Annotated in this window: 19 protein-coding genes and 1 pseudogene; 10 read left to right on the top strand and 10 right to left on the bottom strand. The window is 71.3% G+C overall.

The window, feature by feature from the left end:
- Positions 1-27: 27 nt before the first annotated feature.
- The gene (locus tag ACGF3A_RS21185) at positions 28-1647 is read right to left on the bottom strand and encodes a multicopper oxidase family protein (RefSeq protein ID WP_393731752.1); all 1620 of its coding nucleotides are present in this window, start codon (positions 1645-1647) and stop codon (positions 28-30) included.
- A 63-nt stretch (positions 1648-1710) separates the two neighbouring features.
- Complete coding sequence (locus tag ACGF3A_RS21180; protein WP_393731751.1) at positions 1711-2139, bottom strand: DUF6153 family protein; 429 nt, start codon at positions 2137-2139, stop codon at positions 1711-1713.
- Positions 2140-2321: 182 nt separating this feature from the next.
- Between ACGF3A_RS21180 and ACGF3A_RS21175 the strand changes: the two genes are divergently transcribed.
- Positions 2322-3461, top strand: coding sequence for a helix-turn-helix transcriptional regulator (locus ACGF3A_RS21175; RefSeq protein WP_393731750.1), 1140 nt, complete (start codon positions 2322-2324; stop codon positions 3459-3461).
- Between the two features lie 106 nt (positions 3462-3567).
- The gene (locus ACGF3A_RS21170; RefSeq protein ID WP_393731749.1) at positions 3568-4767 is read left to right on the top strand and encodes a S8 family peptidase; all 1200 of its coding nucleotides are present in this window, start codon (positions 3568-3570) and stop codon (positions 4765-4767) included.
- A gap of 128 nt (positions 4768-4895) precedes the next feature.
- Here the strand turns inward: ACGF3A_RS21170 and ACGF3A_RS21165 are convergent, their stop codons facing one another.
- The 3 genes from ACGF3A_RS21165 to ACGF3A_RS21155 all read right to left on the bottom strand — a co-directional run bounded on the left by ACGF3A_RS21165 (position 4896) and on the right by ACGF3A_RS21155 (position 7157).
- Positions 4896-5528, bottom strand: a complete 633-nt coding sequence (locus tag ACGF3A_RS21165; protein WP_393731748.1) for an FMN reductase — start codon at positions 5526-5528, stop codon at positions 4896-4898.
- Positions 5525-6631, bottom strand: a complete 1107-nt coding sequence (locus ACGF3A_RS21160) for an LLM class flavin-dependent oxidoreductase (RefSeq protein WP_393731917.1) — start codon at positions 6629-6631, stop codon at positions 5525-5527. The genes ACGF3A_RS21165 and ACGF3A_RS21160 overlap by 4 nt, the downstream gene beginning before the upstream one ends.
- Positions 6632-6755: 124 nt before the next feature.
- On the bottom strand, positions 6756-7157 hold the full coding sequence (locus tag ACGF3A_RS21155; protein WP_393731747.1) for a VOC family protein: 402 nt from the start codon (positions 7155-7157) through the stop codon (positions 6756-6758).
- Positions 7158-7355: 198 nt separating this feature from the next.
- Here ACGF3A_RS21155 and glnA point away from each other — a divergent pair, with 198 nt between their 5' ends.
- Both glnA and ACGF3A_RS21145 read left to right on the top strand, forming a co-directional pair.
- Positions 7356-8717, top strand: coding sequence for a type I glutamate--ammonia ligase (gene glnA, locus ACGF3A_RS21150; protein ID WP_344531454.1), 1362 nt, complete (start codon positions 7356-7358; stop codon positions 8715-8717).
- A gap of 111 nt (positions 8718-8828) precedes the next feature.
- Positions 8829-11816, top strand: a complete 2988-nt coding sequence (locus ACGF3A_RS21145; protein WP_393731746.1) for a bifunctional [glutamine synthetase] adenylyltransferase/[glutamine synthetase]-adenylyl-L-tyrosine phosphorylase — start codon at positions 8829-8831, stop codon at positions 11814-11816.
- Between the two features lie 223 nt (positions 11817-12039).
- Here ACGF3A_RS21145 and ACGF3A_RS21140 read toward each other — a convergent pair whose 3' ends face one another.
- Genes ACGF3A_RS21140 through ACGF3A_RS21130 form a run of 3 tightly spaced genes read right to left on the bottom strand, consistent with a single transcriptional unit; the run spans position 12040 to position 15660 of the window.
- Complete coding sequence (locus ACGF3A_RS21140) at positions 12040-12882, bottom strand: phosphatase PAP2 family protein (RefSeq protein WP_393731745.1); 843 nt, start codon at positions 12880-12882, stop codon at positions 12040-12042.
- A 35-nt stretch (positions 12883-12917) separates the two neighbouring features.
- Positions 12918-13988, bottom strand: a complete 1071-nt coding sequence (locus ACGF3A_RS21135; RefSeq protein ID WP_393731744.1) for a LacI family DNA-binding transcriptional regulator — start codon at positions 13986-13988, stop codon at positions 12918-12920.
- Positions 13989-14013: 25 nt separating this feature from the next.
- A complete protein-coding gene (locus tag ACGF3A_RS21130; protein ID WP_393731743.1) occupies positions 14014-15660 on the bottom strand; it encodes a glycoside hydrolase family 13 protein in 1647 nt (548 codons plus the stop codon).
- A gap of 206 nt (positions 15661-15866) precedes the next feature.
- Between ACGF3A_RS21130 and ACGF3A_RS21125 the strand changes: the two genes are divergently transcribed.
- The 6 genes and pseudogenes from ACGF3A_RS21125 to pulA form a co-directional block, all read left to right on the top strand.
- The gene (locus tag ACGF3A_RS21125) at positions 15867-17135 is read left to right on the top strand and encodes an extracellular solute-binding protein (protein WP_393731916.1); all 1269 of its coding nucleotides are present in this window, start codon (positions 15867-15869) and stop codon (positions 17133-17135) included.
- A 47-nt stretch (positions 17136-17182) separates the two neighbouring features.
- Positions 17183-18061, top strand: coding sequence for a carbohydrate ABC transporter permease (locus ACGF3A_RS21120; RefSeq protein ID WP_393731915.1), 879 nt, complete (start codon positions 17183-17185; stop codon positions 18059-18061).
- A gap of 2 nt (positions 18062-18063) precedes the next feature.
- Entirely contained in the window at positions 18064-18897 is an 834-nt protein-coding gene (locus ACGF3A_RS21115; RefSeq protein ID WP_393731742.1) for a sugar ABC transporter permease, read from the top strand.
- Positions 18898-18940: 43 nt separating this feature from the next.
- Positions 18941-20521, top strand: coding sequence for a glycoside hydrolase family 13 protein (locus tag ACGF3A_RS21110; protein WP_393731741.1), 1581 nt, complete (start codon positions 18941-18943; stop codon positions 20519-20521).
- Complete coding sequence (locus ACGF3A_RS21105) at positions 20518-21522, top strand: LacI family DNA-binding transcriptional regulator (RefSeq protein WP_393731740.1); 1005 nt, start codon at positions 20518-20520, stop codon at positions 21520-21522. The genes ACGF3A_RS21110 and ACGF3A_RS21105 overlap by 4 nt, the downstream gene beginning before the upstream one ends.
- Positions 21523-22151: 629 nt before the next feature.
- Positions 22152-24776: pseudogene (pulA, locus tag ACGF3A_RS21100) on the top strand (pullulanase-type alpha-1,6-glucosidase); the annotation flags it as partial.
- A 285-nt stretch (positions 24777-25061) separates the two neighbouring features.
- Here the strand turns inward: pulA and ACGF3A_RS21095 are convergent.
- Both ACGF3A_RS21095 and ACGF3A_RS21090 read right to left on the bottom strand, forming a co-directional pair.
- A complete protein-coding gene (locus ACGF3A_RS21095) occupies positions 25062-25718 on the bottom strand; it encodes an ester cyclase (RefSeq protein ID WP_393731739.1) in 657 nt (218 codons plus the stop codon).
- A gap of 104 nt (positions 25719-25822) precedes the next feature.
- Entirely contained in the window at positions 25823-26521 is a 699-nt protein-coding gene (locus ACGF3A_RS21090; protein ID WP_393731738.1) for a TetR/AcrR family transcriptional regulator, read from the bottom strand.

The raw sequence follows: 26521 nt of genomic DNA, 5'->3' as shown, positions 1-26521 counted from the left end.
CAGCCGGGGGCGAGGAGATCGCGGGACTCAGCGGCGGTAGGCCAGGACCGTCATCATGCCGGATTCGCTGTGGTAGACGTTGTGGCAGTGGATCATCCACAGGCCCGGGTTGTCGGCGTCGAGGTCGGCCGTGAGGGTCTTGCCCGGGAGGACGATCGCGGTGTCCTTGCGGGGGCCGCCGTCCGGGAGGGCGAAGGTGTGGCCGTGCAGGTGCATGGGGTGCCACATGGTCGTGGTGTTCACGAAGCGCAGCCGTACGCGTTCGCCCGCGCGGACCGGGTGGCGCTGAGCCGGTGAGTACTTCTCGCCGTTGATGGCCCAGTCGTACTTCGCCATGCCGCCCGTCAGCTTGAAGGTGAGCGTGCGGTCGGGGCGGGCCTGCTTGAGGCGGACCGAGTCGTCCGCCTTCAGCTTCTCCGCCGTGACCAGCTTGCCGTCCAGCTCCTTGGGGCGGGTCTTCGCGGAGGGGGCCGCGCCGCCGCCCGTGCGGAGGAGGGCGCGGGCCGTCTCCTTCTTGCCCTCGGCCAGGGCGGTGAGCGGGAAGACGCCGTCCTTGGCGGTGACCAGGACGTCGTAGCGCTCGCCCATGCCGAGCAGCAGCGCGTCCGTCTCCGTGTGGGTGACGGGGAAGCCGTCCGTGTGCGTCACCGTCATCCGGTGGCCGCCGAGCGCGACGCGGAAGGCGGTGTCGCCGCCCGCGTTGATGAGGCGGATGCGGATACGGTCGCCCGGCTTGGCCCGGAAGGTGCGGGGGTCGCCCGGCGTACGGCCGTTCACCAGGTAGTGCGGGTACTTCACGTCGCCCGCGTCGCCGCCGAGCAGCTTGCTGGTCGCGCCCATCATCATGCGGGAAGGGCCGTCCTTGCCGTCCTTCTTCTCCGCGCGGCCGCCCATGCCGTGCATGTCGTGGTCCATGCCGCCACCGCCGCTGTCATCGCCGCCACCACCGCCGTCGCCGTGGTCCATGCCGCCCATGCCCTTGCTGAGTTCGGCGAGCACGGCGTCCGGCGTCGAGCCGTCCACGCCGTCGACCCAGTCGTCGAGGACGACGACCCACTCCTCGTCGTACTTCAGCGGCTCCTTCGGGTCCTCCACGATCAGCGGCGCGTAGAGCCCGCGGTCCTGCTGGACGCCGGAGTGCGGGTGGAACCAGTACGTGCCGGGGTGCGCGAGCCGGAAGCGGTACGTGAAGTCCGCTCCCGGCTTGATCGCGCGCTGGGTCAGGTCGGGGACGCCGTCCATGTCGTTGCGGAGGGCGAGTCCGTGCCAGTGGAGGGAGGTGGACTGCGGGAGGTTGTTGGCGAGGGTGAGCGCGAGCGTGGAGCCCGCGGTGACGCGGACCTCCTTGCCGGGCAGTTCGTCGCCGTACGCCCACGTCGGGACGGTCGTGCCGTCGCCGAGGTCGAGCCGGGTGCGGGTGGCGGTGAGCTTCTTCGTCTCGGTCCGTCCGGCCGCGCGCTTCGCCTCAGCGGCCTTCACCTCCTTGCCGGAGGGGTCGACGTAGCCCTTGTCGCCGCTCTTGCCGCCGCCGCTGCCGCCGCCGTCGTCCGAGCAGGCGGCGAGCAGGCCGCCGCCCGCGAGCGCGGCGCCCGCGGTGAGCACGCCACGGCGTGAGGGCAGGGAGGATCGCAGGGAGGAATTGCGCATGGTGAAGCACCTCTTGTCGCTTTGTCGCTGGTGATGTGTGTCGAGCGCGAGAAAGAGGTGTTTCTAGATCCGCAGGACCGAGAGCGCGGCGAGACGGTCCGCCGTGGGCGGCGGGGGGAGGGGCCGCAGCGCGAGAAGTATCCGGGCGCGTACGGCCGCGAAGAAGTCGACGGCACTCCGGTGCCGTACGACCAGCAGCACGGCGACGCCCAGCAGCGCCGCCGCCGACCACACACCGAGCACGGCGAGGCACACGGACATCGGGTCCATCCCGGACTCGTGACCGCCGGTGTCGCCGTGGGCGCCGCCGTCATGGTGGGTCGTGGTGGACGCCTCCACGGCCATCGGCGCCGCATGGCTCGGCGGAGCCGAGGTGCCGCTGTCGGGCGACGGGTGCCCGAGCGTGTGCATCGTGACGATGCCGAGCAGCAAGGCGGCGAGCAGGAGCGCCTTGCCGCCCCACCTCGCCATGCGCCGCTGCCGTACGTCCACGCCGCCACCCTAGCGGGATGCCCGCCGGGGGTATACGCGGCCCCCGCGTCGGACGTCACCCCCGCTCGGCAGCCCGGAATCGGTCACATCGCGTGACCGGACATGCACTGTGCGGCCTCATCACACTCTTGGCACGCTTCGGTCATTGACGTGAACTCGCCACCGCACTCAGGATGCGCAGCATGTTGGAGGCCCTGGATCTCGACCCTGTCCAGCAACAGGTCTACGAGGCGCTTGTCGACGGCGCCGTCACCGTCTCCGAGTTGCGCTCGGGACTCGCGCTGAGCGCGGCCCGTGTGCGAGCCGCGCTGGCGGCGCTCGAACAGCTCAACCTGGTGGGGCGGTTCGCCGCCGAGCAGGGCCGGGGCGAGGAGCGCTACCTGCCGGTGGCGCCCGAGGTCGCCTTCGAGTCGCTGCTGCTCGCGCGGGAGGAGGAGATCCACCGTACGCGCCGTCACATCCAGCTCCTCGCCGCCCGGTTCCGCGCCAACGCGGCGGGCCGCGACCCGCTCGACCTCGTCGAGATCGTGACGGGCAGGGCGGCGGTGATCCGCCAGGTCGACCAGCTGCAGCGCAGCGCCCGCAAGGAGATACGGGGCATCGACCGGCCCCCGTACGCCAACAGCGACCCGGACCGGCTCGACCCGAAGACCGGGATGATGCCGGTCCAGCAGCAGATGCTGCGGCGCGGGATCGGCTACCGGACCATCTACGACACCGCGGGGCTGGCGACCGTACGCCGCCTGGACACCGAGATCGAGGCCGCCGCCGAACTCGGCGAGGACGCGCGGGTGATGGCGGACACGCCGACGAAGATGCTGATCGCGGACGACCGCATCGCGCTGATCCCGCTGCGCGCGGCGCCGCACGAGCTGGTCAGCAGCGTGGTCGTGCACCCCTCCGGGCTGCTGGAGGTGCTGTGCGCGTTCTTCGAGGTGCTGTGGGCCCGCGCGCTGCCGATCTCGGACTATCTCGCGGGCCGTCCGCCGGGCGCCTCCGACGGTCCCTCGCCCGACGAGGCGCGGCTGCTGGCGCTGCTGACGACGGGCATGACGGACCAGGTGATGGCCCGTCAGCTGGGCATCAGCTACCGGACGTTCCAGCGCCGCCTGCACGGGCTGATGGAGCGGCTCGGTGCCGCCACCCGGTTCCAGCTCGGGATGCGCGCGGCGAGCCTCGGCTGGGTGCTCCAGCCGCCGGGCAACGGGCGGGCGTACGGCGCGGTGAACGGTGACGTGGACGGTGGCGTGAATGGCCACGCGGAGCCCCGTACGAACGGTCAGTCGGGCGGTGGTCGAACCGCGGTGAATGTTCGGCGGTAAGGCAATAGCCCGAATCCCGGGGTCTCTTGTCCTGCCCGGGTCAATGTGTTGAGCTGCGGACCGCGCACCCCACAGCGCACCCCCCACACGAGGAGGAACCCTCGCAATGGCAGTAGCGCGCAAGAAGGTTGCCGTCGGGATATCGGCGGCCGTGGCCGCCGCGGTCATCGGCTCGCTCGCCGCCCTCCCCGCGAACGCGGCGCCCGCCGAAGGCAAGATCGTCGGTGCCGACTCGGGCAAGGTCGTCAAGGGCAGCTACATCGTCACGATGAAGAAGTCCGCCGTGAACGTGAAGTCGTCCGCGGCCCAGGGCAAGTCCGTGATCTCCGAGCACGGCGGCACGGTCAAGAGAACGTACACCGCGGCCCTGAACGGCTACTCGGCGAAGATGTCCGAGAAGGAGGCCAAGGAGCTGGCCGCCGACCCGGCCGTCGACAAGGTCTACGCCAACCACACGTTCAAGGCGAACGGCGAGCAGGCCGACCCGCCCTCCTGGGGTCTGGACCGCATCGACACCCCGGAGCTGAAGCTCGACAAGAAGTACACCTACCCGGACAGTGCCGGTGAGGGCGCCACGGCGTACATCATCGACACGGGCGTCGACCTCAAGCACGAGGACTTCGGCGGCCGGGCCAAGAGCGGCACGGACGCGATCGACAACGACGACGACGCCACCGACGAGCAGGGCCACGGCACGCACGTGGCCTCGACCGTCGCGGGCGAGAAGTTCGGCGTCGCGAAGAAGGCGAACATCGTCGCCGTCCGCGTGCTGGACGCCAACGGCTCGGGCACCACCGAGCAGGTCGTCGCCGGCATCGACTGGGTGACCAAGAACGCCAAGGCCCCCTCGGTCGCCAACATGTCGCTCGGCGGTCCGAAGGACGAGGCGCTCGACAAGGCCGTCGCGAACTCCATCGCGGGCGGCATCACCTACGCGCTCGCCGCGGGCAACGACGGCGGCGACGCCAACGAGCAGTCCCCGGCCCGCGTGAAGGAGGCCATCACGGTCGGCGCGACCGACAACAAGGACGCGCAGGCGGACTTCTCCAACTACGGTGACGTCCTCGACCTGTACGCCCCCGGTGTCGACATCGTCGGCGCGGGCATGGGCGGTGGCGAGGCCACGATGTCCGGTACGTCGATGGCTTCGCCGCACGCGGCGGGTGTCGCGGCGCTCTACCTGGCCGACAACAAGGACGCCAAGCCGGACGCGGTCTCCAAGGCCCTGACCGACGGCGCGTCCAAGGACGTCGTCGGCAACCCGGGCCAGGGTTCGCCGAACCTCCTGCTCAACGTCGTCAAGTAACGGATAGCGCCTTCCCCAGCAGCGTCATCCGTACCACCTGAGAACCGCAGCCGCGTCCGGTGCCCCACACACCGGGCGCGGCTGTCAGGTGTCCGGACGGTCCGGACTGTCCGGACCGTCCGGACGGTTCAGCCCTCCGTGCGCAGTGCTGCCAGCTGCTGCTCGAACGGGACCAGTTCCGCGTCCCGTACGGCCGGGGTGCCGGAGGGGCGCACCAACCCCGCGAACTCCCGCCCCGCGCGGGCGATACGGCCCGGCAGGGACGGGGAGACGCCGTCGTCGGCGGCGCCCCAGTCGTCCGTGGCCGCGTACACGGCCGTCGGCGCGGTGAGCGCCCGCAGGTACGCGAACATCGGGCGCATCGCGTGCTCCAGGACGAGCGAGTGGCGCGGGGTGCCGCCCGTCGCGGCGAGCAGCACGGGCTTGCCGTTCAGCGCGTCGTTCTCCATGACGTCGAAGAACGACTTGAACAGCCCGCTGTAGGACGCCGTGAAGACCGGCGTCACCGCGATCAGCCCGTCCGCCTCCGTCACCGTCCCCAGCGCCTCGCGCAGCGCGCGGCCCGGGAAGCCGGTGACGAAGTTGTTGGCGATCTCGGTGGCCACGTCGCGCAGTTCGACGGTGTCGACGCGGACCTCGTGGCCCTGCTCCGCGAGCTGGTCGCGGGTCGCCCCGGCGAGCCGGTCGGCCAGCATCCGGGTGGACGAGGGCTCGCTCAGGCCCGCGGAGACGACGGCCAGCCTGATCGGTGCGGTGGTCATGCGGAGACCTCCTCCTTGTCGTGCGACTCGTCCTGCGCGGCGGCCACGCGGGCCGCGTGCGTCGGCGCCTCGGCCGTGTCCGCCGGGCGGCCCTTCTCCATCTCCTTCCGGAGCACCGGCACGACCTCCTCGCCGAGCAGGTCCAGCTGCTCCAGGACCGTCTTCAGCGGCAGGCCCGCGTGGTCCATCAGGAAGAGCTGGCGCTGGTAGTCCCCGAAGGACTCGCGGAAGGTCAGCGTCTTCTCGATGACCTCCTGCGGGCTGCCGACGGTCAGCGGCGTGCCCTCCGTGAACTCCTCCAGGCTGGGCCCGTGCCCGTAGACCGGCGCGTTGTCGAAGTACGGGCGGAACTCGCGGACGGCGTCCTGGGAGTTCTTCCGCATGAACACCTGCCCGCCGAGCCCGACGTACGCCTGCTCGCGGGTCCCGTGACCGTAGTGCGCGAAGCGGTCGCGGTAGAGGTCGATCAGCTTCTGGAAGTGCCCGGTCGGCCAGAAGATGTGGTTGGCGAAGAAGCCGTCCCCGTAGTACGCCGCCTGCTCGGCGATCTCCGGCGAGCGGATCGAGCCGTGCCAGACGAACGGGGCCACGCCGTCCAGCGGGCGGGGCGTCGAGGTGAAGCCCTGCAGCGGCGTGCGGAAGCGGCCCTGCCAGTCGACGGTCTCCTCGTCCCAGAGCTTGCGCAGCAGCGCGTAGTTCTCGATGGCGAGCGGGATGCCCTGCCGGATGTCCTGGCCGAACCAGGGGTAGACCGGGCCGGTGTTCCCGCGCCCCATCATCAGGTCGACGCGGCCGTCCGCGAGGTGCTGGAGCATCGCGAAGTCCTCGGCGATCTTGACCGGGTCGTTGGTCGTGATCAGCGTGGTCGAGGTGGAGAGGATCAGCCTCTCCGTCCGCGCCGCGAGGTAGCCGAGCATCGTGGTGGGGGAGGAGGGGACGAACGGCGGGTTGTGGTGCTCACCCGTCGCGTACACGTCGAGGCCGACCTCCTCGGCCTTGCGCGCGATGGCCACCATCGCCTTGATCCGCTCGTGCTCGGTCGGCGTCCTCCCCGTGGTGGGGTCGGTGGTGACGTCGCCGACGCTGAAGATTCCGAACTGCATGGAGGTCATGGGGCCCACCGTCCTGCTGATGAGGGGGGTTGTTGACTGTTCAACTACCCTAACGCACGCCTTCCCCGTTCTCATTCCCGGGCCCGAAATCCCTGGTCAGCGTGGTCTGGATGGCTCACGCCCGGGGCGTCACCATCCACACGTGCCCGTCCGGGTCCGCGAAGACCCCCGCGTACCCCCACGGCTGCGGCCCGGGCGCGGTCACGACCTCGCCGCCCGCGTCCCGCGCCCGCCGGACCGCCGCGTCCACCCCCGCCTCCCCGTCCGCCTCGAAGGCGAGCAGGCACTCGCTCCGGCCGCGCGGCGCGACCTCGTGCCCGCCGATCACCCAGCCGAAGCCGCCGGACGGGATCAGCATCAGCCGCAGCCCGTCGTTGACGGCGAACTGGAGCGGCTCGGGCACGCCGTCCTCCGCGGGCTCGCCGAGCGGCTCGAAGCCGAGCGCCTCGCGGTAGAAGCGGTACGAGACGGGGCGGTCGGCGATGGGGAGGCTGACGGTGACGGGGCCGATGGTCATGGATCTCTCCTCCGGTGACGGTGTGCTGGGCCTTCCCCATGGCAGACCCGCCGGGACGGCGGGATTCATCGGGGCGGGTCCGTGTTCCACAATGGCCAGGCGCGTCACGCGCCGGAAATCCTCCGGCGTGATACTGAGGTGCACGCTTGTGCGCCCCGAGGGCTAGGCAACCCGCTTGACCAGCAAGGATGGGTCGATATGGATAAGCAGCAGGAATTCGTGCTCCGCACCCTGGAGGAGCGCGACATCCGGTTCGTCCGGCTCTGGTTCACCGATGTCCTCGGTTTTCTGAAATCCGTCGCGGTCGCCCCCGCCGAGCTCGAACAGGCCTTCGATGAGGGGATGGGCTTCGACGGCTCCGCGATCGAGGGCTTCGCGCGGGTCTACGAGTCCGACATGATCGCCAAGCCCGACCCCGGCACGTTCCAGATACTGCCGTGGCGCGCCGAGGCCCCCGGGACGGCGCGGATGTTCTGCGACATCCTCATGCCCGACGGCTCCCCCTCCTACGCCGACCCGCGCTACGTGCTCAAGCGGACCCTCGCCCGCGCCTCCGACCTGGGCTTCACCTTCTACACGCACCCCGAGATCGAGTTCTTCCTGCTCAAGAACAAGCCGGTGGACGGCTCCCGCCCGGTCCCCGCCGACTCCTCCGGCTACTTCGACCACACCCCGCAGAACGTCGGCATGGACTTCCGCCGCCAGGCCATCACCATGCTGGAGTCCATGGGCATCTCGGTCGAGTTCAGCCACCACGAGGGAGCGCCGGGCCAGCAGGAGATCGACCTGCGGTACGCCGACGCGCTCTCCACGGCTGACAACATCATGACGTTCCGCCTGGTCATGAAGCAGGTCGCGCTGGAGCAGGGGGTGCAGGCGACGTTCATGCCCAAGCCCTTCTCGGAGTACCCGGGCAGCGGCATGCACACCCACCTCTCGCTCTTCGAGGGCGACCGCAACGCCTTCTACGAGTCCGGCGCCGAGTACCAGCTCTCCAAGGTCGGCCGCTCCTTCATCGCCGGGCTCCTCCACCACGCGGGCGAGATCTCCGCCGTCACCAACCAGTGGGTGAACTCCTACAAGCGCATCTGGGGCGGAGCGAACCGCACCGCGGGCGAGGGCGGCGAGTCCCCCTCGTACATCTGCTGGGGTCACAACAACCGCTCCGCGCTCATCCGCGTGCCCATGTACAAGCCCGGCAAGACCGGCTCGACGCGCATCGAGGTCCGTTCGCTCGACTCCGGCTGCAACCCGTACCTCGCCTACGCGGTCCTGCTCTCCGCCGGTCTCAAGGGCATCGAGGAGGGCTACGAGCTGCCGCCCGGCGCCGACGACGACGTCTGGGCCCTCTCCGACGCCGAGCGCCGCGCGATGGGCATCGAGCCGCTGCCGCAGAACCTGGGCGAGGCGATCTCCCTGATGGAGCGGAGTGAGCTGGTCGCCTCCACGCTGGGCGAGCACGTCTTCGACTTCTTCCTCCGCAACAAGAAGCAGGAGTGGGAGGAGTACCGCTCCGAGGTCACCGCCTTCGAGCTCCGCAAGTCCTTGCCGGTCCTGTAGAGCGCCCCGAAGGGGCGCGGGGAACTGCGCGATCAGCCACGACCCACCCGCGGACGCGTACGTACCGCGAGGGGCAGCCCAGTGGGCGCGAGCGGAACGGAGAGGTACGGCGTGACACAAGGTGGCGGCAGGCCGGACAGCCGGGTCAGGCGATTGCTGAGGCATGGCTTCAGCGATCCGGCATCCGCGGACCGGCTGCTGGACAGCGAGGCCCTCGCACCGCTGCGTGACGACACCCTCTTCCTCGACGCCCTCGGCGCGACCGCCGACCCCGACCTCGCGCTCGTAGGGCTGCTGAGGCTCGTCGAGGCACTCGGCGGGGACACCCAACGGCTGCTCGACGCCCTCCGGGCGTCCAAGCCCCTGCGGGACCGTCTCCTCGGGGTCCTCGGCGCCTCCGCCGCGCTCGGCGACCACCTCGCCACGCACCCGGGCGACTGGCAGGCCCTGGTCACCTACGAGGCCGCGGACCTGCACCCGGGCGTGGCCGACTTCGAGCAGGCGCTCCAGGACGTCGACAGCCCCGACGCGCTGCGCGTCGCCTACCGGGGCGCGCTGCTCTCGATCGCGGCCCGCGACGTCTGCGGGACCAGCGACGTCGCGGAGACCGCCGCCGAGCTGGCCGACCTCGCCACCGCCACGCTCCGCTCGGCGCTCGCCCTCGCGGAGGCGGACGCGCCCGAGGACGCCGCGCGCTGCCGCCTCGCGGTGATCGCGATGGGCAAGTGCGGAGGCCACGAGCTGAACTACGTCTCGGACGTCGACGTGATCTTCGTGGGGGAGGCCGCGGCGGGGACCGACGAGGACGAGGCCGTACGGGCCGCGACGCGGCTCGCCGCGCACATGATGCGGATCTGCTCGGACACCACGGCCGAGGGCACCATCTGGCCCGTGGACGCCAACCTGCGCCCCGAGGGCCGCAACGGGCCGCTCGTACGGACGCTGAGCAGCCACCTCGCGTACTACCAGCGGTGGGCGAAGACCTGGGAGTTCCAGGCGCTGCTGAAGGCCCGCGCCGTCGCGGGCGACCCGGCGCTCGGCGAGGAGTACGTGGCGGCCGTCGCGCCCATGGTGTGGCAGGCCGCCGAGCGCGAGAACTTCGTGACCGACGTCCAGCAGATGCGCCGCCGCGTCATCGCCAGCATCCCCGCCGCGCAGGTCGAGCGCGAGCTGAAGCTGGGGCCCGGCGGGCTGCGGGACGTCGAGTTCGCCGTGCAGCTCCTCCAGCTCGTGCACGGCCGCAGCGACGCCTCGCTGCGCAGCCCCACCACGCTGGAGGCGCTCGACGCGCTGGCCGTCGGCGGCTACGTGGGGCGGCAGGACGCCGCCGCGCTCGACGCCGCGTACCGCTTCCTGCGGACCATGGAGCACCGCATCCAGCTCTTCCGGATGCGCCGTACGCACCTGATGCCCGAGGCCGAGGAGGACCAGCGGCGGCTGGGGCGTTCGCTGGGGTACCGCAGCGAGCCGATCGCCGAGCTGCACAAGGCGTGGCGGCGGCACGCGGCGGCCGTACGGCGGCTGCACGAGAAGCTCTTCTACCGGCCGCTGCTCGACGCCGTCGCCCAGCTCGACGTCGGCGAGGTGCGGCTCTCCCCGAAGGCCGCCGGACAGCGCCTCGAAGCCCTCGGCTACGCCGACCCGGCAGCCGCCCTGCGCCACCTGGAGGCCCTGGCCTCGGGCGTCAGCCGCAAGGCCGCGATCCAGCGGACGCTGCTGCCGGTGCTGCTCGGCTGGTTCGCGGACTCCGCCGACCCGGACGCGGGCCTGCTCGCCTTCCGCAAGGTCTCCGACGCGCTCGGCAAGACGCCCTGGTACCTGCGGCTGCTGCGCGACGAGGGCGCGGCGGCGGAGAACCTGGCCCGGGTCCTGTCCGGCGGCCGCCTCGCCCCCGACCTGCTGCTGCGCGCCCCCGAGGCCGTCGCGCTGCTCGGCGACGAGGGCGGGCTGCGCCCCCGCGACCCGGCCGCGCTGGTGCAGGAGACGCTGGCCGCCGTGGGCCGCGCCGCGGACGCCGAGCAGGCCGTCGCCGCCGCGCGCGGGGTACGCCGCCGGGAGCTGTTCCGTACGGCCGCGGGAGACCTCATCGGGGCCTACGGGACCGACGGGGCCGAGCCGCAGGACCCCGCCGTCGCGATCGACCGCGTCGGCGACGCGCTCACCGACCTCAACGCCGCCACCCTCGCCGGGGCCCTGCGCGCCGCCGTACGGGACCAGTGGGGCGACGAACTGCCGACCCGGTTCGCCGTGATCGGCATGGGCCGCTTCGGCGGGCACGAGATGGGCTACGGCTCGGACGCCGACGTCCTCTTCGTCCACGAGCCCCGCGAGGGCGTCAGCGAGCACGAGGCGGGCAAGGCCGCGTTCGCCGTGGCGACCGAGATGCGGCGGCTCCTCCAGCTCCCGACGGCCGACCCGCCGCTCGTCATGGACGCCGACCTGCGGCCCGAGGGCAAGTCGGGCACCCTGGCCCGCTCCCTGGCCTCCTACGAGGCGTACTACCGGCGCTGGTCCGTCGTCTGGGAGAGCCAGGCCCTGCTGCGCGCCGAGCCGGTCGCGGGCGACGCGGACCTGGGCGCGCGCTTCATGGAACTGGTCGACCCGCTGCGCTACCCCGAGGGCGGGCTGGACGAGGACGCGGTACGCGAGATCCGCCGCCTCAAGGCCCGCATGGAGTCCGAGCGGCTGCCGCGCGGCGCCGACCGGACCACCCACGCCAAGCTGGGCAGGGGCGGCCTCACGGACGTCGAGTGGACGGTGCAGCTCTTCCAGATGCGGCACGGCCACGAGCTCCCGGAGCTGCGCACGCCCCGTACGCGGGTCGCGCTGGCGGCGGCCCTCGGGGCGGGGCTCGTCGGCGAGGAGGACGCGCACACCCTGGACGAGGCGTGGATCCTGGCCTCACGGGTGCGCAACGCGGCCATGCTCGTACGGGGCCGCCCCGGCGACACGTTCCCCTCGGAGCCGAGGGAGCTGGCGGCCGTGGGGCGCTACCTCGGGTACGAGCCCGGGCACGTGGGCGAGATGGTCGACGACTACCGCCGGGTCACGCGCCAGGCCCGAGCCGTGGTGGACCGCCTGTTCTACGACGCGGAGTGAGCGCCCGCCGGACCATGGCTGCCGTTGTCTCAGGGCTGGGCAGGGGCTGCCCCGTGCCGTGAGTTGCAGGCTGCGGCCGTCGTCGTGGCTTGTCGCGCAGTTCCCCGCGCCCCTGAGGCCTCAGGGGCGCGGGGAACTGCGCGAGCAACCACCCACAACCCGCGGTCTGCGACACAGCAGGCGGGGCAGCCCCTGCCCAGTAGCGCCGGACGCCGGACACGGCTCAGGTGGTGGCCGGGGCCAGCTTCGGCAGGTTGTAGGAGAGGCGGCCGTACCAGGCGTAGGAGATCCCGAAGCCGAGGCTGAGGCAGAGGAGGCCGCCGACCGCGTCGAGCCAGAAGTGGTTGGCGGTGCTCACGATCACGAGCAGCGTCGTCACCGGGTAGAGCGCGCCGAGGATCTTGGCCCACAGCGGCTTGGCCAGCATCGCGATGGTGATGCCGCACCAGACCGACCAGCCGATGTGCATCGAGGGCATCGCGGCGTACTGGTTCGACATGTCCGCGAGGTTGCCCGAGGCCATCGAGCCCCAGGTCCCGTGGACCTGCACGGTGTCGATGAAGTGGTTGCCGTCCATCAGGCGCGGCGGGGCCAGGGGGAACAGGTAGTACCCGAGCAGGGCGCAGCCCGTGGTGGCGAAGATGACGAGACGGGTGGCCGCGTACCGCCCCGGGTGGCTGCGGTAGAGCCAGACGAGCACGCCGATCGTCACGATGAAGTGCAGTGTCGCGTAGTAGTAGTTCATCGCGATGATGAGCCACGTGACGCCGTTGACCGTGTGGTTCACGGACTGCTCGAAGGCGACGCCCAGGAGGCGCTCGGTGTCCCAGATCCAGTCCGCGTTCCGCAGCGCCGCGTCCTTCTGCTCCGGCACCGCGTTGCGGATCAGGGAGTACGTCCAGTAGCTGATCGCGATCAGCGCGATCTCGAACCAGATGCGCGGGCGCCGGGGGGACCGCCATCTCTCCAGCCGGGACGACGGCGTCCGCGTAGGCGTGGCTTCCGCCGGGACCTCGGTGGTGTCCTGCCGGCTCTCGGTTTCCGTCTTCGTGGTCGGTACCCCCATGCGCGACAGTCTGCCAGACATGGCCCCCCGGCCGATCATCCGGAGGTCGGGTCTTGGACAGATTCCGTACTCCGTACGGCCGATCCCGGACTCCGGGTTCCGGAAGCGGTTGAACCGCGAACGACCAGCTCAGGGAGGAAGACGAATTCGGTGTGCGGGGCAGGGGTGCCGCCGATCTCCTCCAGCAGCGCCCGGACCGCCGCCTGTCCCATCGAGGTCACCGGCTGGCGGATGGTGGTCAGCGGCGGATCGGTGAAGGCGATGAGCGGGGAGTCGTCGAAGCCGATGACGGAGACGTCGTCCGGCACCGTCAGCCCCTTCTGCCGGACCGCGCGGATCGCGCCGAGGGCCATCATGTCGCTGGCGCACACCACGGCCGTGCAGCCCCGGTCCAGCAGCGCGGCCGCCGCGGCCTGGCCGCCCTCCAGTGTGAACAGCGAGTGCTCGACCAGCTCGCCCAGCGACGCGTCGTCCGCGGAGAGCCGCTCGCGCATGGACCGGGTGAAGCCCTCGATCTTGCGCTGCACCGGCACGAAGCGCTCCGGGCCCAGCGCGAGGCCGATCCGCTGGTGGCCGAGCGAGGCGAGATGGGTGACCGCCAGCCGCATCGCGGCCCGGTCGTCGGGCGAGACGAAGGGGGCCCGCACCTTGGCCGAGAACCCATTGATGAGAACGAACGGCACGCCCTGGCCGCGCAGCCGCTCGTACCGCCCGGTGTCGGCCGTGGTGTCGGCGTGCAGCCCGGAGACGAAGATGATCCCGGAGACGCCCCGGTCCACCAGCATCTCCGTCAGCTCGTCCTCGGTGGAGCCGCCGGGGGTCTGGGTCGCGAGGACCGGGGTGTACCCCTGCCGGGTCAGGTCCTGCGCGATGACCTGGGCGAAGGCCGGGAATATCGGGTTCTCCAGCTCCGGGGTGATCAGGCCGACGAGCCCCGCGCTGCGCTGGCGCAGCTTGACGGGCCGCTCGTACCCGAGAACGTCGAGAGCGGCGAGAACGGATTCGCGGGTGGCCGCCGCGACGCCAGGCTTGCCGTTGAGCACCCGGCTGACCGTGGCTTCGCTGACCCCCGCCTGGGCTGCGATGTCAGCTAGCCGTGCGGTCACAGGACCGGACCTTACCGGGCGTGGTTCACGCTGCCCACCACACGCATGAATTCGCCGCGATACGGGCGGTTCCGGCGTCCTCCCCGACCGGGGCCGAGGCGAGGAGGAGGCGGCCGGGGGCGGGGATTTCCACCGGTTCGTCGCGGGTGTTGAGGACGCAGACGAGGCCGCCGGGGCGGGAGAGGGCGAGGACGCCGGGCGGTACGGGGAGCCAGGCGAGGGTCTCTCCGGTGTCCGTCCGCAGCTCGCGGCGCAGGCGCAGCGCCGTGCGGTACAGCTCCAGCGTCGAGTCCGGGTCGCCGGTCTGGGCCTCCACGGAGAGGGCGCCCCACTCCTGCGGCTGCGGCAGCCAGCTTCCGCCGGGGCCGAAACCGTACGAACCGCCGTCCCGCTTCCAGGGGATGGGGACGCGGCAGCCGTCGCGCAGCCCGTCCTGGCCCGTGGTCTCCCCGTCCCTCGCCGCGCGGTGGAACGCCGGGTCCTGGCGGGCCTCGTCGGGCAGGGCTGTCACCTCGGGGAGGCCCAGTTCCTCGCCCTGGTAGAGGTAGACGGAGCCGGGCAGCGCGAGGAGGAGCAGCGCGGCGGCGCGGGCGCGCTCCAGGCTGCCGAGGCGGGTGCGGTGGCGCACCACGTCGTGGTTGGAGAGCACCCAGGTCGTCGGCGCCCCGACGGAGGTGGTGGCGGCCATGGACTCCTCGATGACGGCGCGCATCGCCGCCGCTTCCCAGGGGCAGCGCAGGAAGTGGAAGTTGAACGCCTGGTGCAGCTCGTCCGGGCGTACGTACAGCGCGAGGCGCTCCGTGGTGGGGGCCCAGGCCTCGGCGACGCCGATGCGGTCGGGGCCGTGGGACTCCAGCAGCCGCCGCCAGCCCTGGTGGATGGCGTGCACCCCGTCCTGGTCGAAGAAGGGCAGCTCCTGCGCGCCGATCATGCGGGCCTGCTCCTTGCGGCCGATGTCGGGCAGGCCCGGGGCCTTGACCATGCCGTGCGCGACGTCGATGCGGAATCCGTCGACGCCCCGGCCGCCGAGGGTGAGCCAGAAGCGGAGGATCGCCTCGAACTCGGCGTGGACCTCGGGGTTGTCCCAGTCGAGGTCGGGCTGCTCGGGCGCGAAGAGGTGGAGGTACCAGTCCCCGTCCGCGGTCCGGGTCCAGGCGGGGCCGCCGAAGACCGACTCCCAGTCGTTCGGGGGCAGCGCGCCGTCCGGCCCCTTGCCGGGCCGGAAGTGGTAGCGGGCGCGGGCCGTCGGGTCCCCGGCGAGGGCGGCGCGGAACCAGGCGTGCCGGTCGGAGGTGTGGTTGGGCACGATGTCGACGATCACGCGCAGTCCGAGCCGGTGGGCGTCGTCGAGCAGCGCCTCGGCGTCGGCGAGGCCGCCGAAGAGGGGGTCGACGGCGCGGTAGTCGGCGACGTCGTAGCCGCCGTCGGCCTGGGGCGAGGCGTAGAACGGGGTGAGCCAGAGGGCGTCGACGCCGAGCGCCCGCAGATACGGCAGGCGGCCCCGGATCCCCCTCAGGTCCCCGACGCCGTCCCCGTCGCTGTCCGCGAACGAGCGGACGTAGACCTGGTAGATGACGGCGTCCCGCCACCAGCCCTGTGCGGCGGGGGCGGGGGCGGGGGCGGCCGGTTCCCGGGTGGCCGGGAGCCCTTCGTTATGTGTTGCTGCGTCCATGATGTCCCTGTCGTCGCGGAGGTGACTGTTCGCTCCAACTGCCGCGTCGAGCGTCGAGTTACGTTTGCAGAAAGTTGCCGCAAGCTCTTTCGCAAGGATTGCGGCGCTGTTACGTTCCTGCGCAGCCGAGCGCCGCTGGAGGCGCGGGCGCACTCTTGCGGAGGGAGCGGGACATGCGGCGGGACATGTGGCGGGACACGCGTGGCATGCGGCGGGGCATAGGTGCCACCGCGCTGGTGGCGACACTGGCGCTTGCGGCAACGGCTTGCGGTGACGACGGCGGCAGCGGCGAGCAGAGCGGCAAGGTCGAGGGCACGGTGACCTACTGGGACACCTCGAACGACGGCGAGAAGGGCACCTACAAGAAGATCGCCGAGGACTTCGAGAAGAAGCACCCGAAGGTCGACGTGAAGTACGTGCACGTCAACTTCGGCGACGCCAACCAGAAGTTCAAGAACGCGGCGGGCGGCAACTCCGGCGCCCCCGACGTGATGCGCACCGAGGTCGCCTGGGTCGCCGACTTCGCCAACCTCGGCTACCTCCAGGCCCTCGACGGCACCCCGGCGCTCGACAACGAGTCGGACTACCTGGAGACGGCGGCGGGCTCCGGCAAGTTCAAGGGCAAGACCTACGCGGCCCCCCAGGTCACCGACACCCTCGGCCTCTTCTACAACAAGCGGCTGCTGAAGGAGGCCGGCGTCGAGGTCCCCAAGTCCTTCGCCGACCTGAAGAAGAACGCCAAGAAGATCAAGGACAAGACCGGCGCCACCGCGCTCTACCTCCGCGGCGACGACCCGTACTGGTTCCTGCCCTACCTCTACGGCGAGGGCGGCGACCTCCTCGACACCAAGGCCAAGAAGGTCACCGTCGACGAGAAGCCCGGCGAGAAGGCCCTCGCCTCGATGAAGGACCTGGTCGACTCCAAGGCGGCGATCACGGACTCCAGCGACGGCCAGGAGAACGGCATCAAGGCGTTCCAGGAGGGCAAGGTCGCGATGATCGTCGACGGCCCCTGGGACATCGCCCTCGCCCGCCAGGGCAAGGAGTTCAAGGGCGACAAGAAGGACAACCTCGGCGTCGCGCCCGTACCGGCGGGCAGCAAGGCGCAGGGCTCCCCGCAGGGCGGCTGGAACCTCTCCGTCTACGCCGGGTCGAAGAACCTGCGCGCCTCGCAGGAGTTCGTGAAGTACATGAGCAGCGCCGCGGTGCAGAAGCGCACCACGGAGGAGCTCAGCCTGCTGCCGACCCGCAAGTCGGTCTACGACGAGCCGTCGGTGAAGAAGAACGAGATGGTCGAGTTCTTCCGCCCCGCCGTCGAGAAGGCCGTGCAGCGCCCCTGGATCGCCCAGGGCAACTCGCTCTTCGAGCCCATCCGCGTCGGCGTCGACGGCGTGCTCGCGGGCGGCAAGTCGCCCTCCGCCGCGGCGAAGAAGACCGGTGACGAGTTCCGCAAGCTCCTGAAGGACTACAAGTAGTGCGAGCGGTTCTCTCCCGGCTCTCCCGGCACTGGTACGCCTGGGCGATGGTGGCGCCGGTCGCCCTGGTGATCGGCCTCATCATCGGCTACCCACTCGGCCGCGGGATCTATCTCTCGCTCACCAACGCCGACGAGGCGAACGTCGAGCGCGAGATCGGGGTCAACAAGATCCCGGCCACGTACGAGTTCAAGGGCCTCGACAACTACACCGCGATCCTGTCCGACAGCGTCTTCTGGGACCGGCTCGGCTGGACCGTGGTGTGGACGGTCGGCTGCGTCAGCGTCACGTTCCTGCTCGGCCTGACCCTCGCCAACATGCTCAACCGGCAGGTCAAGGGCCGCTCGTTCTACCGCGTCGCGATGATCGTGCCCTGGGGCATCCCCGCCTTCGTCTCCGTCTTCGCCTGGAAGATGCTCTTCAACGAGAAGAACGGGCTGCTCAACAAGGTCCTGGACGGCGGCGGCATCGACGGCGTCGCCTGGCTCGGCGACCCGGTCTGGGCGAAGGTCGCCGTCATCGCCGTCAACGTCTGGCTCGGCGTCCCGTTCATGATCGTCGCGATGCTGGGGGCGCTCCAGGCCATCCCCGGCGAGCTGTACGAGGCCGCCGAGATGGACGGGGCCGGGCCCTGGCAGCGGTTCACGAACATCACGCTGCCGGGCGTCCGTACGGTCGCCTCGACCGTGGTCATGCTCAGCACGATCTGGACGTTCAACATGTTCCCGGTCATCTACCTGCTGACGAAGGGCGGCCCCGAGGACTCCACCGAGATCCTCGTGACGTACGCCTTCCGGCTCTCCTTCGTCAACAGCCCCCGGGACTTCGCGACCTCGGCGGCCTGGGGCGTGCTCATCCTCGTGCTGCTCTCCTTCTTCACGATCGTCTACCGGCGGGCGCTGCGCCGCCAAGGGGAGGTGTGGTGAGCATGGCCCGTACCCGGAAAAGGTCCCCGCTGGCCTCGTTCGGCCTGCACGCGGGCCTCGTCGTGGCCACCGTCTGCGCGCTCTTCCCGCCGCTGTGGCTGCTGGTGACGTCCTTCAAGCCGAAGAGCGAGTCCTTCTCGGCCTCGCTCGTCCGGAACTTCACCTTCGGCAACTACAGCCACGTCATCGACGACACCCACTTCCTCGACTGGTTCGCCAACTCGCTGATCGTGGTGGTCGGGACGACCGTCGTCGGCGTCTTCATCGCCGCCACCACCGGCTACGCGATCAGCCGGTTCCGCTTCCCCGGGATGCGGCCGCTGATGTGGGTGCTGCTGATCACGCAGATGTTCCCCATGGCCGTGCTGATCGTGCCGCTCTACAACACGATGGCGAAGCTGGGGCTGCTCAACCAGCCGCTCGGCCTGATCATCACCTATCTGACGGTCGCCGTGCCGTTCTGCGCCTGGATGATGAAGGGCTTCTTCGACACGATCCCCGTCGACATCGACGAGTCGGGCCGCGTCGACGGGCTCAACCCCTTCGGCACGTTCTGGCGCCTCATCCTGCCGCTCGCCAGGCCGGGCCTCGCGGTCACGGGCTTCTACACCTTCGTGACGGCCTGGGCCGAGGTCGCCTACGCGACCGCCTTCATGACCGGCGAGGAGAACCTCACCCTGGCGGGCGGCCTCCAGACCTTCGTCAACCGCTACGGCGCCGACTGGGGCTCCATGACGGCCGCCGCCGTCATCATCGCCGTCCCCGCGGCCGTGGTCTTCGGCCTCGCCCAGAGACACCTGGTCTCCGGCCTGACCGCGGGCGCGACGAAGTCCTGAACCCTCCCGCCGGATCCGTAACGACAACGCATGCAGAGGTGACATGAATCAGCACAGTGCCGGTTGGTGGCGGGACGCCGTCATCTATCAGGTCTATCCCCGCTCCTTCGCCGACGGGAACGGCGACGGGATGGGGGACCTGGTCGGGGTGCGGAGGAGGTTGCCGTATCTGAGGGACCTCGGGGTGGACGCCGTGTGGCTCAGCCCGTTCTACGCCTCGCCGCAGGCCGACGCGGGATACGACGTCGCGGACTACCGCGCCATCGACCCGATGTTCGGCGAGCTGGCCGACGCCGACCGGCTGATCGCCGACGCGCACGCGCTGGGGCTGCGCGTGATCGTCGACGTCGTGCCGAACCACTCCTCCGACCGCCACGAATGGTTCCGGCGGGCCCTGGAAGGGGACCCGGTGGCGCGGGCCCGGTACCACTTCAGGGCGGGCCGGGGCACCGGAGGCTCCGAGCCGCCGAACGACTGGGAGTCCATCTTCGGCGGGCCGGCCTGGACCCGCACGAAGAATGCGGACGGTACCCACGGCGACTGGTACCTGCACCTGTTCGCGCCGGAGCAGCCCGACTTCAACTGGGAGAACCCGGCCGTCCAGGACGAGTTCCGCTCCGTGCTGCGCTTCTGGCTCGACAAGGGCGTCGACGGCTTCCGCATCGACGTCGCGCACGGCCTCGTCAAGCCGGCCGGGCTGCCCGACGTCGGCACGGCCCAGCAGCTCCAGCTCCTCGGCGACGAGCGGCTCCCGTTCTTCGACCAGGACGGCGTCCACGAGATCTACCGCGACTGGCGGCGGGTCCTGGAGGAGTACCCGGGGCAGCGGATCGGCGTCGCCGAGGCGTGGACCCCGGGCGCCGACCGTACGGCGCTCTACGTCCGCGAGGACGAGCTGCACCAGGCGTTCAACTTCCACTACCTCAACACCGGCTGGGACGCGGCCGCGCTGCGCGCCGTGATCGACGAGGCCCTGGACTCGCTGCGCCCCGTCGGCGCGCCCGCGACCTGGGTGCTCTCCAACCACGACGTCGTACGCCACCGCACCCGCCTCGGCGGCGGCCTCCCGCGCGCCCGCGCCGCGACGCTGCTGATGCTGGCCCTCCCCGGCTCCGCCTACGTCTACCAGGGCGAGGAACTGGGCCTGCCCGAGGTCACCGACATCCCCGACCACGCGCGCCAGGACCCCTCCTTCTTCCGCGACGCCGGACAGGACGGCCTGCGCGACGGCTGCCGGGTGCCGGTGCCGTGGGAGCGTACGGGTTCCTCGTACGGCTTCGGCGACGGCGGAAGCTGGCTGCCGCAGCCCGAGGGCTGGGGCGAGCTGTCGGTCGCCGCCCAGACCGGCGACCCCGACTCGACGCTGGAGCTCTACCGCACCGCGCTGCGGCTGCGGCGCGAGCGGCCCGAGCTGGGCGCGGGCGACGCGGTGGAGTGGCTGCCCGCACCCGAGGGCGTCCTGGCGTTCCGGCGCGGCGGGTTCGTCTGCACGGCGAACACGGGGGAGTCGGCGGCGCTGCTCGACGCCGTCCCCGGCGCCTTGTTGCTTGCCAGCGGCCCGTACGACGGGGGAGCGGAGCTGCCCGGCGACACCACGGCCTGGTGGTCGGTGGACGGCGCATGACGGCAACCCCCGCGCCCGGCCGGCTCGCCGACATCGCGCGTCACGCCGACGTCAGCGAGGCGACCGTCAGCAGGGTGCTGAACGGCAGATCCGGCGTCGCCACCGCCACCCGGCAGCGGGTGCTGGCGGCGCTGGACGTGCTCGGCTACGAACGCCCCGTACGGCTGCGGCAGCGCAGCGCCGGGCTCGTCGGGCTGCTCATCCCCGAGCTGACGAACCCGATCTTCCCCGCGTTCGCCCAGGTCATAGAGCAGACGCTGGCGGGCTACGGCTACACCCCGGTCCTCGGCACCCACCACCCCGGCGGGGCGACCGAGGACGAGCTGGTCGAGCAGCTCGTGGAGCGCGGGGTCGACGGGATCATCTTCCTCTCCGGGCTCCACGCGGACCTGTCGGCCGACCCGGACCGCTACGCGCGCCTGACGGGGCGTGGCGTGCCGTACGTCCTCGTCAACGGCTACAACGCGCGCGTCAGCGCGCCCTTCGTCTCGCCCGACGACCGCGCGGCGGCGGTCATGGCCGTACGGCATCTGCGGCAGCTCGGCCACGAGCGGATCGGCCTCGCGATCGGGCCGAGCCGCTACGTGCCCGCGGTGCGCAAGGCCGAGGGCTTCGCGGAGGCGACGGAGGGTGCGGGACTGGTCCGGAACACCCTCTTCACGGTCGAGGGCGGCCACGCGGCGGCGGGTTCTCTGTTGGACGAGGGCTGCACCGGCATCGTCTGCGGCAGCGACCTGATGGCCCTCGGCGCGATTCGCGCCGCGCGGCAGCGGGGGCTCGAAGTGCCGGGTGACGTCTCGGTCATCGGCTACGACGACTCCGAGCTCAACGCCTTCACGGATCCGCCCCTCAGTACGGTCCGCCAGCCCGTTCGGGCCATGGCGAACGCCGCCGTCCATACGTTGCTGGAAGCGCTGGGTGGCAATCCGGTCCCGGACACGGAGTTCGTCTTCCAACCGGAACTGGTGGTACGGGGCTCCACGGCCCAACGGAGAGAGTGAACAGGGCTCCTCGGGGGCGCTGAGCAGGGGGTGCCCCTTGCTGTGCATTGCAGGCTGCGGCTGCGATGTGGCTTGTCGCGCAGTTCCCCGCGCCCCTGGCTCTCCCTCCGCCCCACTGTGCTTGGGAAGTCTGCGCAAGGCGCAGGGTTGGCAAGCGCAGCCCCCTGCGCCGGGTGTCCCGCGCAACGGGGCCGGGTTCGGGGTGCCCCGGGCTGTGGTTCGCGGGCTGCCGCCGCGTCGTGGCTTGGCGCGCAGTTCCCCGCGCCCCTTGGGGAGAAGGGGCAAGCCCCGAGGTGTTGTGACCCGTCGCGCCCACGCGGCGGAGCCGCAAATCAGATACAGGCCCGCGCCCCTGAGGGCAAAGGGGCAAGCCCCGAGGTGTGGTGACCGGGCGCGCCCTGCGGCGGAGCCGCAAAGGAAACACAGGCCCGTGGGGATGACAGGCGCTAGCTCTGTCGCAAAGGGTTCCACAAGTTTCTGCAAGCTGTTACGTTCCCAGCGCTCCGGTCCGGTCGGGCGGGGGGCCGCCCCTCGGCGGGCCCCACGCGCCCGCCCGCCCGGGCCGGTTCCCTCGACGTCTGGAGGAGCAAGTCGTGCGCAGAATCGCGCTGTTCAGCGCAGTGGTCGCGGTGGGCGTGCTGATCGGCCCACCCTCCGCCGCGGCACCCGCCAACGGCCCCGAACTCGACCTCGGCAAGGCAAAGGTCCAGTGGATCGACCGTACGACCGTCGCCTGGCCGGAGAAGCTGGGAGACCCCCAGGAGACGCATCGGCTCGTCGCGAGCGCCGACGGATCGCTGCGAGTGAAGGGCGACCAGCTTGAAGGGCGGGGGGAGGACATCGGCCTCGAACCCGCACCCGGCGGACTCAGCGACGCGCAGCGTGCCAAGTACCCGCACCTGGCGAAGGGTTACGACGTCTATCGGGTCGCGGAGAAGGACACCGGCGCCCTCCGCACCGCACTGCGCGGGCAGATCGTCGCCGTCGCAGGCGGAGAGGACGAGCTGTCGGCAGCCACCGGCGTGCAGACGCCTGGCGTTCTCGACGACCTCTACGCCGCCCGCGCCACCCGCACCAAGCTCGGCCCGGTCTTCGAGAAGGGCCGCACCACCCTCGCCGTCTGGGCGCCCACCGCCCGCCGGGTCGCCGCAGAGGTCGGCGGCAGGACCGTGCCCATGCGCCGCGACGACGCCAGCGGCGTATGGCGGGCGAGCGGCCCGTGGAAGGGCGAGGCCTACCGCTACCGGGTCACCGTCTTCGCGCCCTCCGCCGGGAAGACGGTGACGAACGAGGTCACCGACCCGTACGCGACCGCGCTCACCGCCGACTCCGCGCGCAGCGTCGCCGCCGACCTGCGCGACCCCCGGCTCAAGCCCCCGGCATGGGACCGGCTCGACAAGCCCGCCGCGCGCCCCGCGCGCGAGGCGCGGACCCAGGAGCTGCACGTCCGCGACTTCTCCGCGCACGACCCGACGAACCGCCACCCGGGCACGTACCGCGCGTTCACCGACACCCGCTCCGACGGCATGCGGCACCTGCGGAAGCTCGCCCGCGCCGGGACGTCGTACGTGCATCTGCTGCCCGCCTTCGACTTCGCCACCGCGCCCGAGCGCCGCGCGGACCAGCAGCGGCCGGACTGTGACCTCGGCTCGTACGCGCCGGACTCCGCGCGGCAGCAGGAGTGCGTGGGGAAGACGGCGGGCAAGGACGCGTTCAACTGGGGGTACGACCCGCTGCACTACACCGTGCCCGAGGGCTCGTACGCCTCCGATCCGCAAGGCCCGTCCCGTACGCGGGCGTTCCGCGAGATGGTGGGCGGGCTCAACCGTGCCGGGCTGCGGACCGTGATGGACGTCGTCTACAACCACACCGCCGCGAGCGGCCAGGACCCCAAGTCCGTCCTCGACCGCATCGTCCCCGGCTACTACCACCGGCTCACCGCCGACGGCTCCGTCGCCGACTCCACCTGCTGCGCCAACACCGCGCCCGAGCACGCCATGATGGGCAAACTGACGGTCGACTCGGTCGTCACCTGGGCCCGCGACTACAAGGTCGACGGCTTCCGCTTCGACCTCATGGGCCACCACCCCAAGGCCAACATCCTCGCGGTGCGGCGCGCGCTGGACGCGCTGACGCCGGAGAAGGACGGGGTCGACGGCAAGTCCGTCATCCTCTACGGCGAGGGCTGGAACTTCGGCGAGGTCGCCGACGACGCCCGCTTCGAGCAGGCCACCCAGCGCAACATGGCGGGCACGGGCATCGCGACCTTCTCCGACCGGGCGCGTGACGCGGTACGCGGCGGCGCGCCGTTCGACGAGGACCCGCGCGTGCAGGGCTTTGCCAGCGGCCTGTGGAACGAGCCCAACGGCTCGCCCGCGAACGGGACCCGCGCCGAGCAGCGCGCCCGTCTCCTCCACTACCAGGACCTGATCAAGGTCGGCCTGACCGGGAACCTCGCGGACTTCACCTTCACCGACAGCCGGGGGCGGCGGGTGCGGGGGCGCGACGTGGACTACAACGGCCAGCCCGCCGGTTACGCCGCCGCGCCGGGCGACGCCCTCGCCTACGCCGACGCCCACGACAACGAGACCCTGTACGACGCGCTCGCCTTCAAACTGCCGGGTTCCGCGAGTGCGGGGGAGCGGGGCCGGATGCAGGTCGTCGGCATGGCGGCCGCCCTGCTCTCGCAGGGGCCCTCGCTCTCCCAGGCGGGCACGGACCTGCTCCGCTCGAAGTCCCTGGACCGCAACTCGTTCGACTCCGGCGACTGGTTCAACGCCCTCAACTGGGACTGCCGCCGCGGCAACGGCTTCGGGCGCGGCCTTCCGCCCGCCGCCGACAACAAGCCCAAGTGGGCTTATGCCAAGCCCCTGTTGACCAACCCGCGGCTTACTCCCGGGTGCCGGGAGATCTCCGGTACGAGCGCGGCGTACCGCGATCTTCTCCGGATCCGCGCAACGGAACCCGCCTTTGCCCTCTCCAGCACGGAAGAGGTCCAGCGAGGGGTCAAGTTCCCCCTCTCAGGGAAGGGGGAGACCCCCGGCGTGATCACGGCCCGCGTGGGCGACCTGATCCTCGTCCTCAACGCGACCCCGCGCGGGACGGAGCAGCGGATCCCCGGTCTCGCCGGTACGGGGTACGAGCTGCACCCGACCCAGAAGAACGGCTCCGACCCGACGGTACGGGGCTCGACATACAAGTCCGGCACCTTCAAGGTGCCAGGGCGCACAGTGGCCGTCTTCAAGCGCAGCTGACCGGCATGGTGGGCTGCGCTTGCCAGCCCTGCTCCCCCAAGCTCTTCGAGCAGGGGGGACCCCCAGCGCAGACCTCCCAAGCACAGTGGGGTGGGAGGTCTGCGCGGAGACGTGCCCCGTCAGGGGCGCGGGGAACTGCGCGATCGGCCACGACGCACGCGCAGTCGGCAACGCACAGCAAGGGGCAGCCCGTTGGCCGGGGGTCTGGGGCGGAGCCCCAGTTTCGGGGAGGGGCGGGATCGGGGAACGAGCCCGCCGCAGGCGCACCCCCGGCGACGACGGGCGTCAGCTCAGATGGGCCACCGGGCACCCACCCGTCAGGGTCGACAGAAACGCGTTCGGGTCGTAGAAGTGCTCGACCTCTTCGAGGCGGAGGTCGTCGCTGACCTTGGCGACGCTCATGCCGTACATCTCGATGCGCTCACCGCTGGGCGCGAAGCCCTTGTAGGCCCCCGTGAAGTCGCCCCAGTGCCGCCACTTGAAGGTCACGACGGGCGGCGGGGAGAGAACCTCCTGCACCTCCCAGAAGAAGCCGTTGGGGAAGGCGGTGTGGAAGACGTGGTGCTGGGAGGCGAAGCTCTCGTCCTCGCGCCGGTAGAAGGCGCTGTCGCCGATCAGGACGTTGTACGAGCCCTGTTCGGCGATGTCCGCCGCGCTCGCCCACTCGCCGCCGTTGATCCGCGTGCGGAAGGTCTCGGTGACCATGGAGACCCAGGTCGCGGGGTCCTTCTTGTGGGAGACCTCCATCTCGAAGACCTGCACGATGCTCTCGACGATCGCCTCCAGCTGGTCGGGGGCGTGCTGCGTCGTCCGTTCGCGCGGCATCACCACGTGGGAGAGGTGATAGTCCGGGGCCTTCTCGCGCCATGCGCTCGGGTCCGTCGCGGCGATGACGGCCTCACGGCCTTGGAGCCACAGCGGAGTCTCGCTGGTGTCAGGCATGCGGATTCCTTCGGTTGCGATCACTCGTCGACCGGAACCGATACTCTCGTTTTCAACTCGCACACACAATAGGCCAGTTGGGCACACGCGTCTTCACGGATCGGTCACTTACGCGCAGGCACGAGCGTCGCCAGGTGCGCCGCCAGGTCGCCCAGCGGTCCGTCGGCGGGCTCGTGCGCGATGACGGACCGTACGACCTCCCGCGTCTCGGGGTCGTACGCGGAGGTCACGGCGGCCAGTGCCATGAAGTCGTGGACGAGCTGGAGCTCCAGCTCCTCCCGGGGGATGGCCCGCTTCTCCAGCCAGGTGAGCGCCGTGGTCTCGGCCAGCCCCACCCAGGAGCGGATCACCAGCGCGAGGCGCGGGCCGGGGGAGGCGACGCCGAGGTGGTCCAGGACGTGGGCGTACGCCGCGCGGCGGACCTCGTCGATCATCGCGTTGGCACGGGCGGAGCCGACCGCCGGACCGCCGCGCAGCAGCGCGGAGAAGCCGGGGCCGTGCTCGTCGACGAAGTCGAAGTACCGCTTCATCACGCGCAGCAGCCGGGAGCCGAGCGGGCCCTCGTGCGCTTCCACGAACCGGCCCGCCAGCTCGTCGGCCGCGCGCCGGACCGCGGCCTCGTACAGGCTGTGCTTGCCGGGGAAGTAGTGGTAGACGAGCGGCCGGGAGATCCCGGCCGCCGTCGCGATGTCGTCGATGGAGACGTCTTCCGGGGAGCGGTGGCTGAAGAGCTCCAGCGCGACGTCGATGAGCTGCTTCCGCCGTTCCTCCACGCCCATCCTGCGGCGCGCCCCGGTTGTCAT

This window comes from Streptomyces sp. NPDC048172 (assembly GCF_043202595.1).
Taxonomy (GTDB): Bacteria; Actinomycetota; Actinomycetes; order Streptomycetales; family Streptomycetaceae; genus Streptomyces.
This window is presented reverse-complemented; position numbering and strand designations above follow the sequence as displayed.

Coding starts and splice junctions, on each gene's coding strand:
- ACGF3A_RS21120 (WP_393731915.1), top strand. CDS start 17,183: ATGGTGGCGCCGGTCGCCCTGGTGATCGGCCTCATCATCGGCTACCCA.
- ACGF3A_RS21175 (WP_393731750.1), top strand. CDS start 2,322: ATGTTGGAGGCCCTGGATCTCGACCCTGTCCAGCAACAGGTCTACGAG.
- ACGF3A_RS21090 (WP_393731738.1), bottom strand. CDS start 26,521: ATGACAACCGGGGCGCGCCGCAGGATGGGCGTGGAGGAACGGCGGAAG.
- ACGF3A_RS21095 (WP_393731739.1), bottom strand. CDS start 25,718: ATGCCTGACACCAGCGAGACTCCGCTGTGGCTCCAAGGCCGTGAGGCC.
- ACGF3A_RS21160 (WP_393731917.1), bottom strand. CDS start 6,631: ATGCAGTTCGGAATCTTCAGCGTCGGCGACGTCACCACCGACCCCACC.
- ACGF3A_RS21140 (WP_393731745.1), bottom strand. CDS start 12,882: ATGGGGGTACCGACCACGAAGACGGAAACCGAGAGCCGGCAGGACACC.
- ACGF3A_RS21115 (WP_393731742.1), top strand. CDS start 18,064: ATGGCCCGTACCCGGAAAAGGTCCCCGCTGGCCTCGTTCGGCCTGCAC.
- ACGF3A_RS21105 (WP_393731740.1), top strand. CDS start 20,518: ATGACGGCAACCCCCGCGCCCGGCCGGCTCGCCGACATCGCGCGTCAC.
- ACGF3A_RS21170 (WP_393731749.1), top strand. CDS start 3,568: ATGGCAGTAGCGCGCAAGAAGGTTGCCGTCGGGATATCGGCGGCCGTG.
- ACGF3A_RS21110 (WP_393731741.1), top strand. CDS start 18,941: ATGAATCAGCACAGTGCCGGTTGGTGGCGGGACGCCGTCATCTATCAG.
- ACGF3A_RS21185 (WP_393731752.1), bottom strand. CDS start 1,647: ATGCGCAATTCCTCCCTGCGATCCTCCCTGCCCTCACGCCGTGGCGTG.
- ACGF3A_RS21130 (WP_393731743.1), bottom strand. CDS start 15,660: ATGGACGCAGCAACACATAACGAAGGGCTCCCGGCCACCCGGGAACCG.
- ACGF3A_RS21165 (WP_393731748.1), bottom strand. CDS start 5,528: ATGACCACCGCACCGATCAGGCTGGCCGTCGTCTCCGCGGGCCTGAGC.
- ACGF3A_RS21155 (WP_393731747.1), bottom strand. CDS start 7,157: ATGACCATCGGCCCCGTCACCGTCAGCCTCCCCATCGCCGACCGCCCC.
- ACGF3A_RS21125 (WP_393731916.1), top strand. CDS start 15,867: ATGCGGCGGGGCATAGGTGCCACCGCGCTGGTGGCGACACTGGCGCTT.
- glnA (WP_344531454.1), top strand. CDS start 7,356: ATGGATAAGCAGCAGGAATTCGTGCTCCGCACCCTGGAGGAGCGCGAC.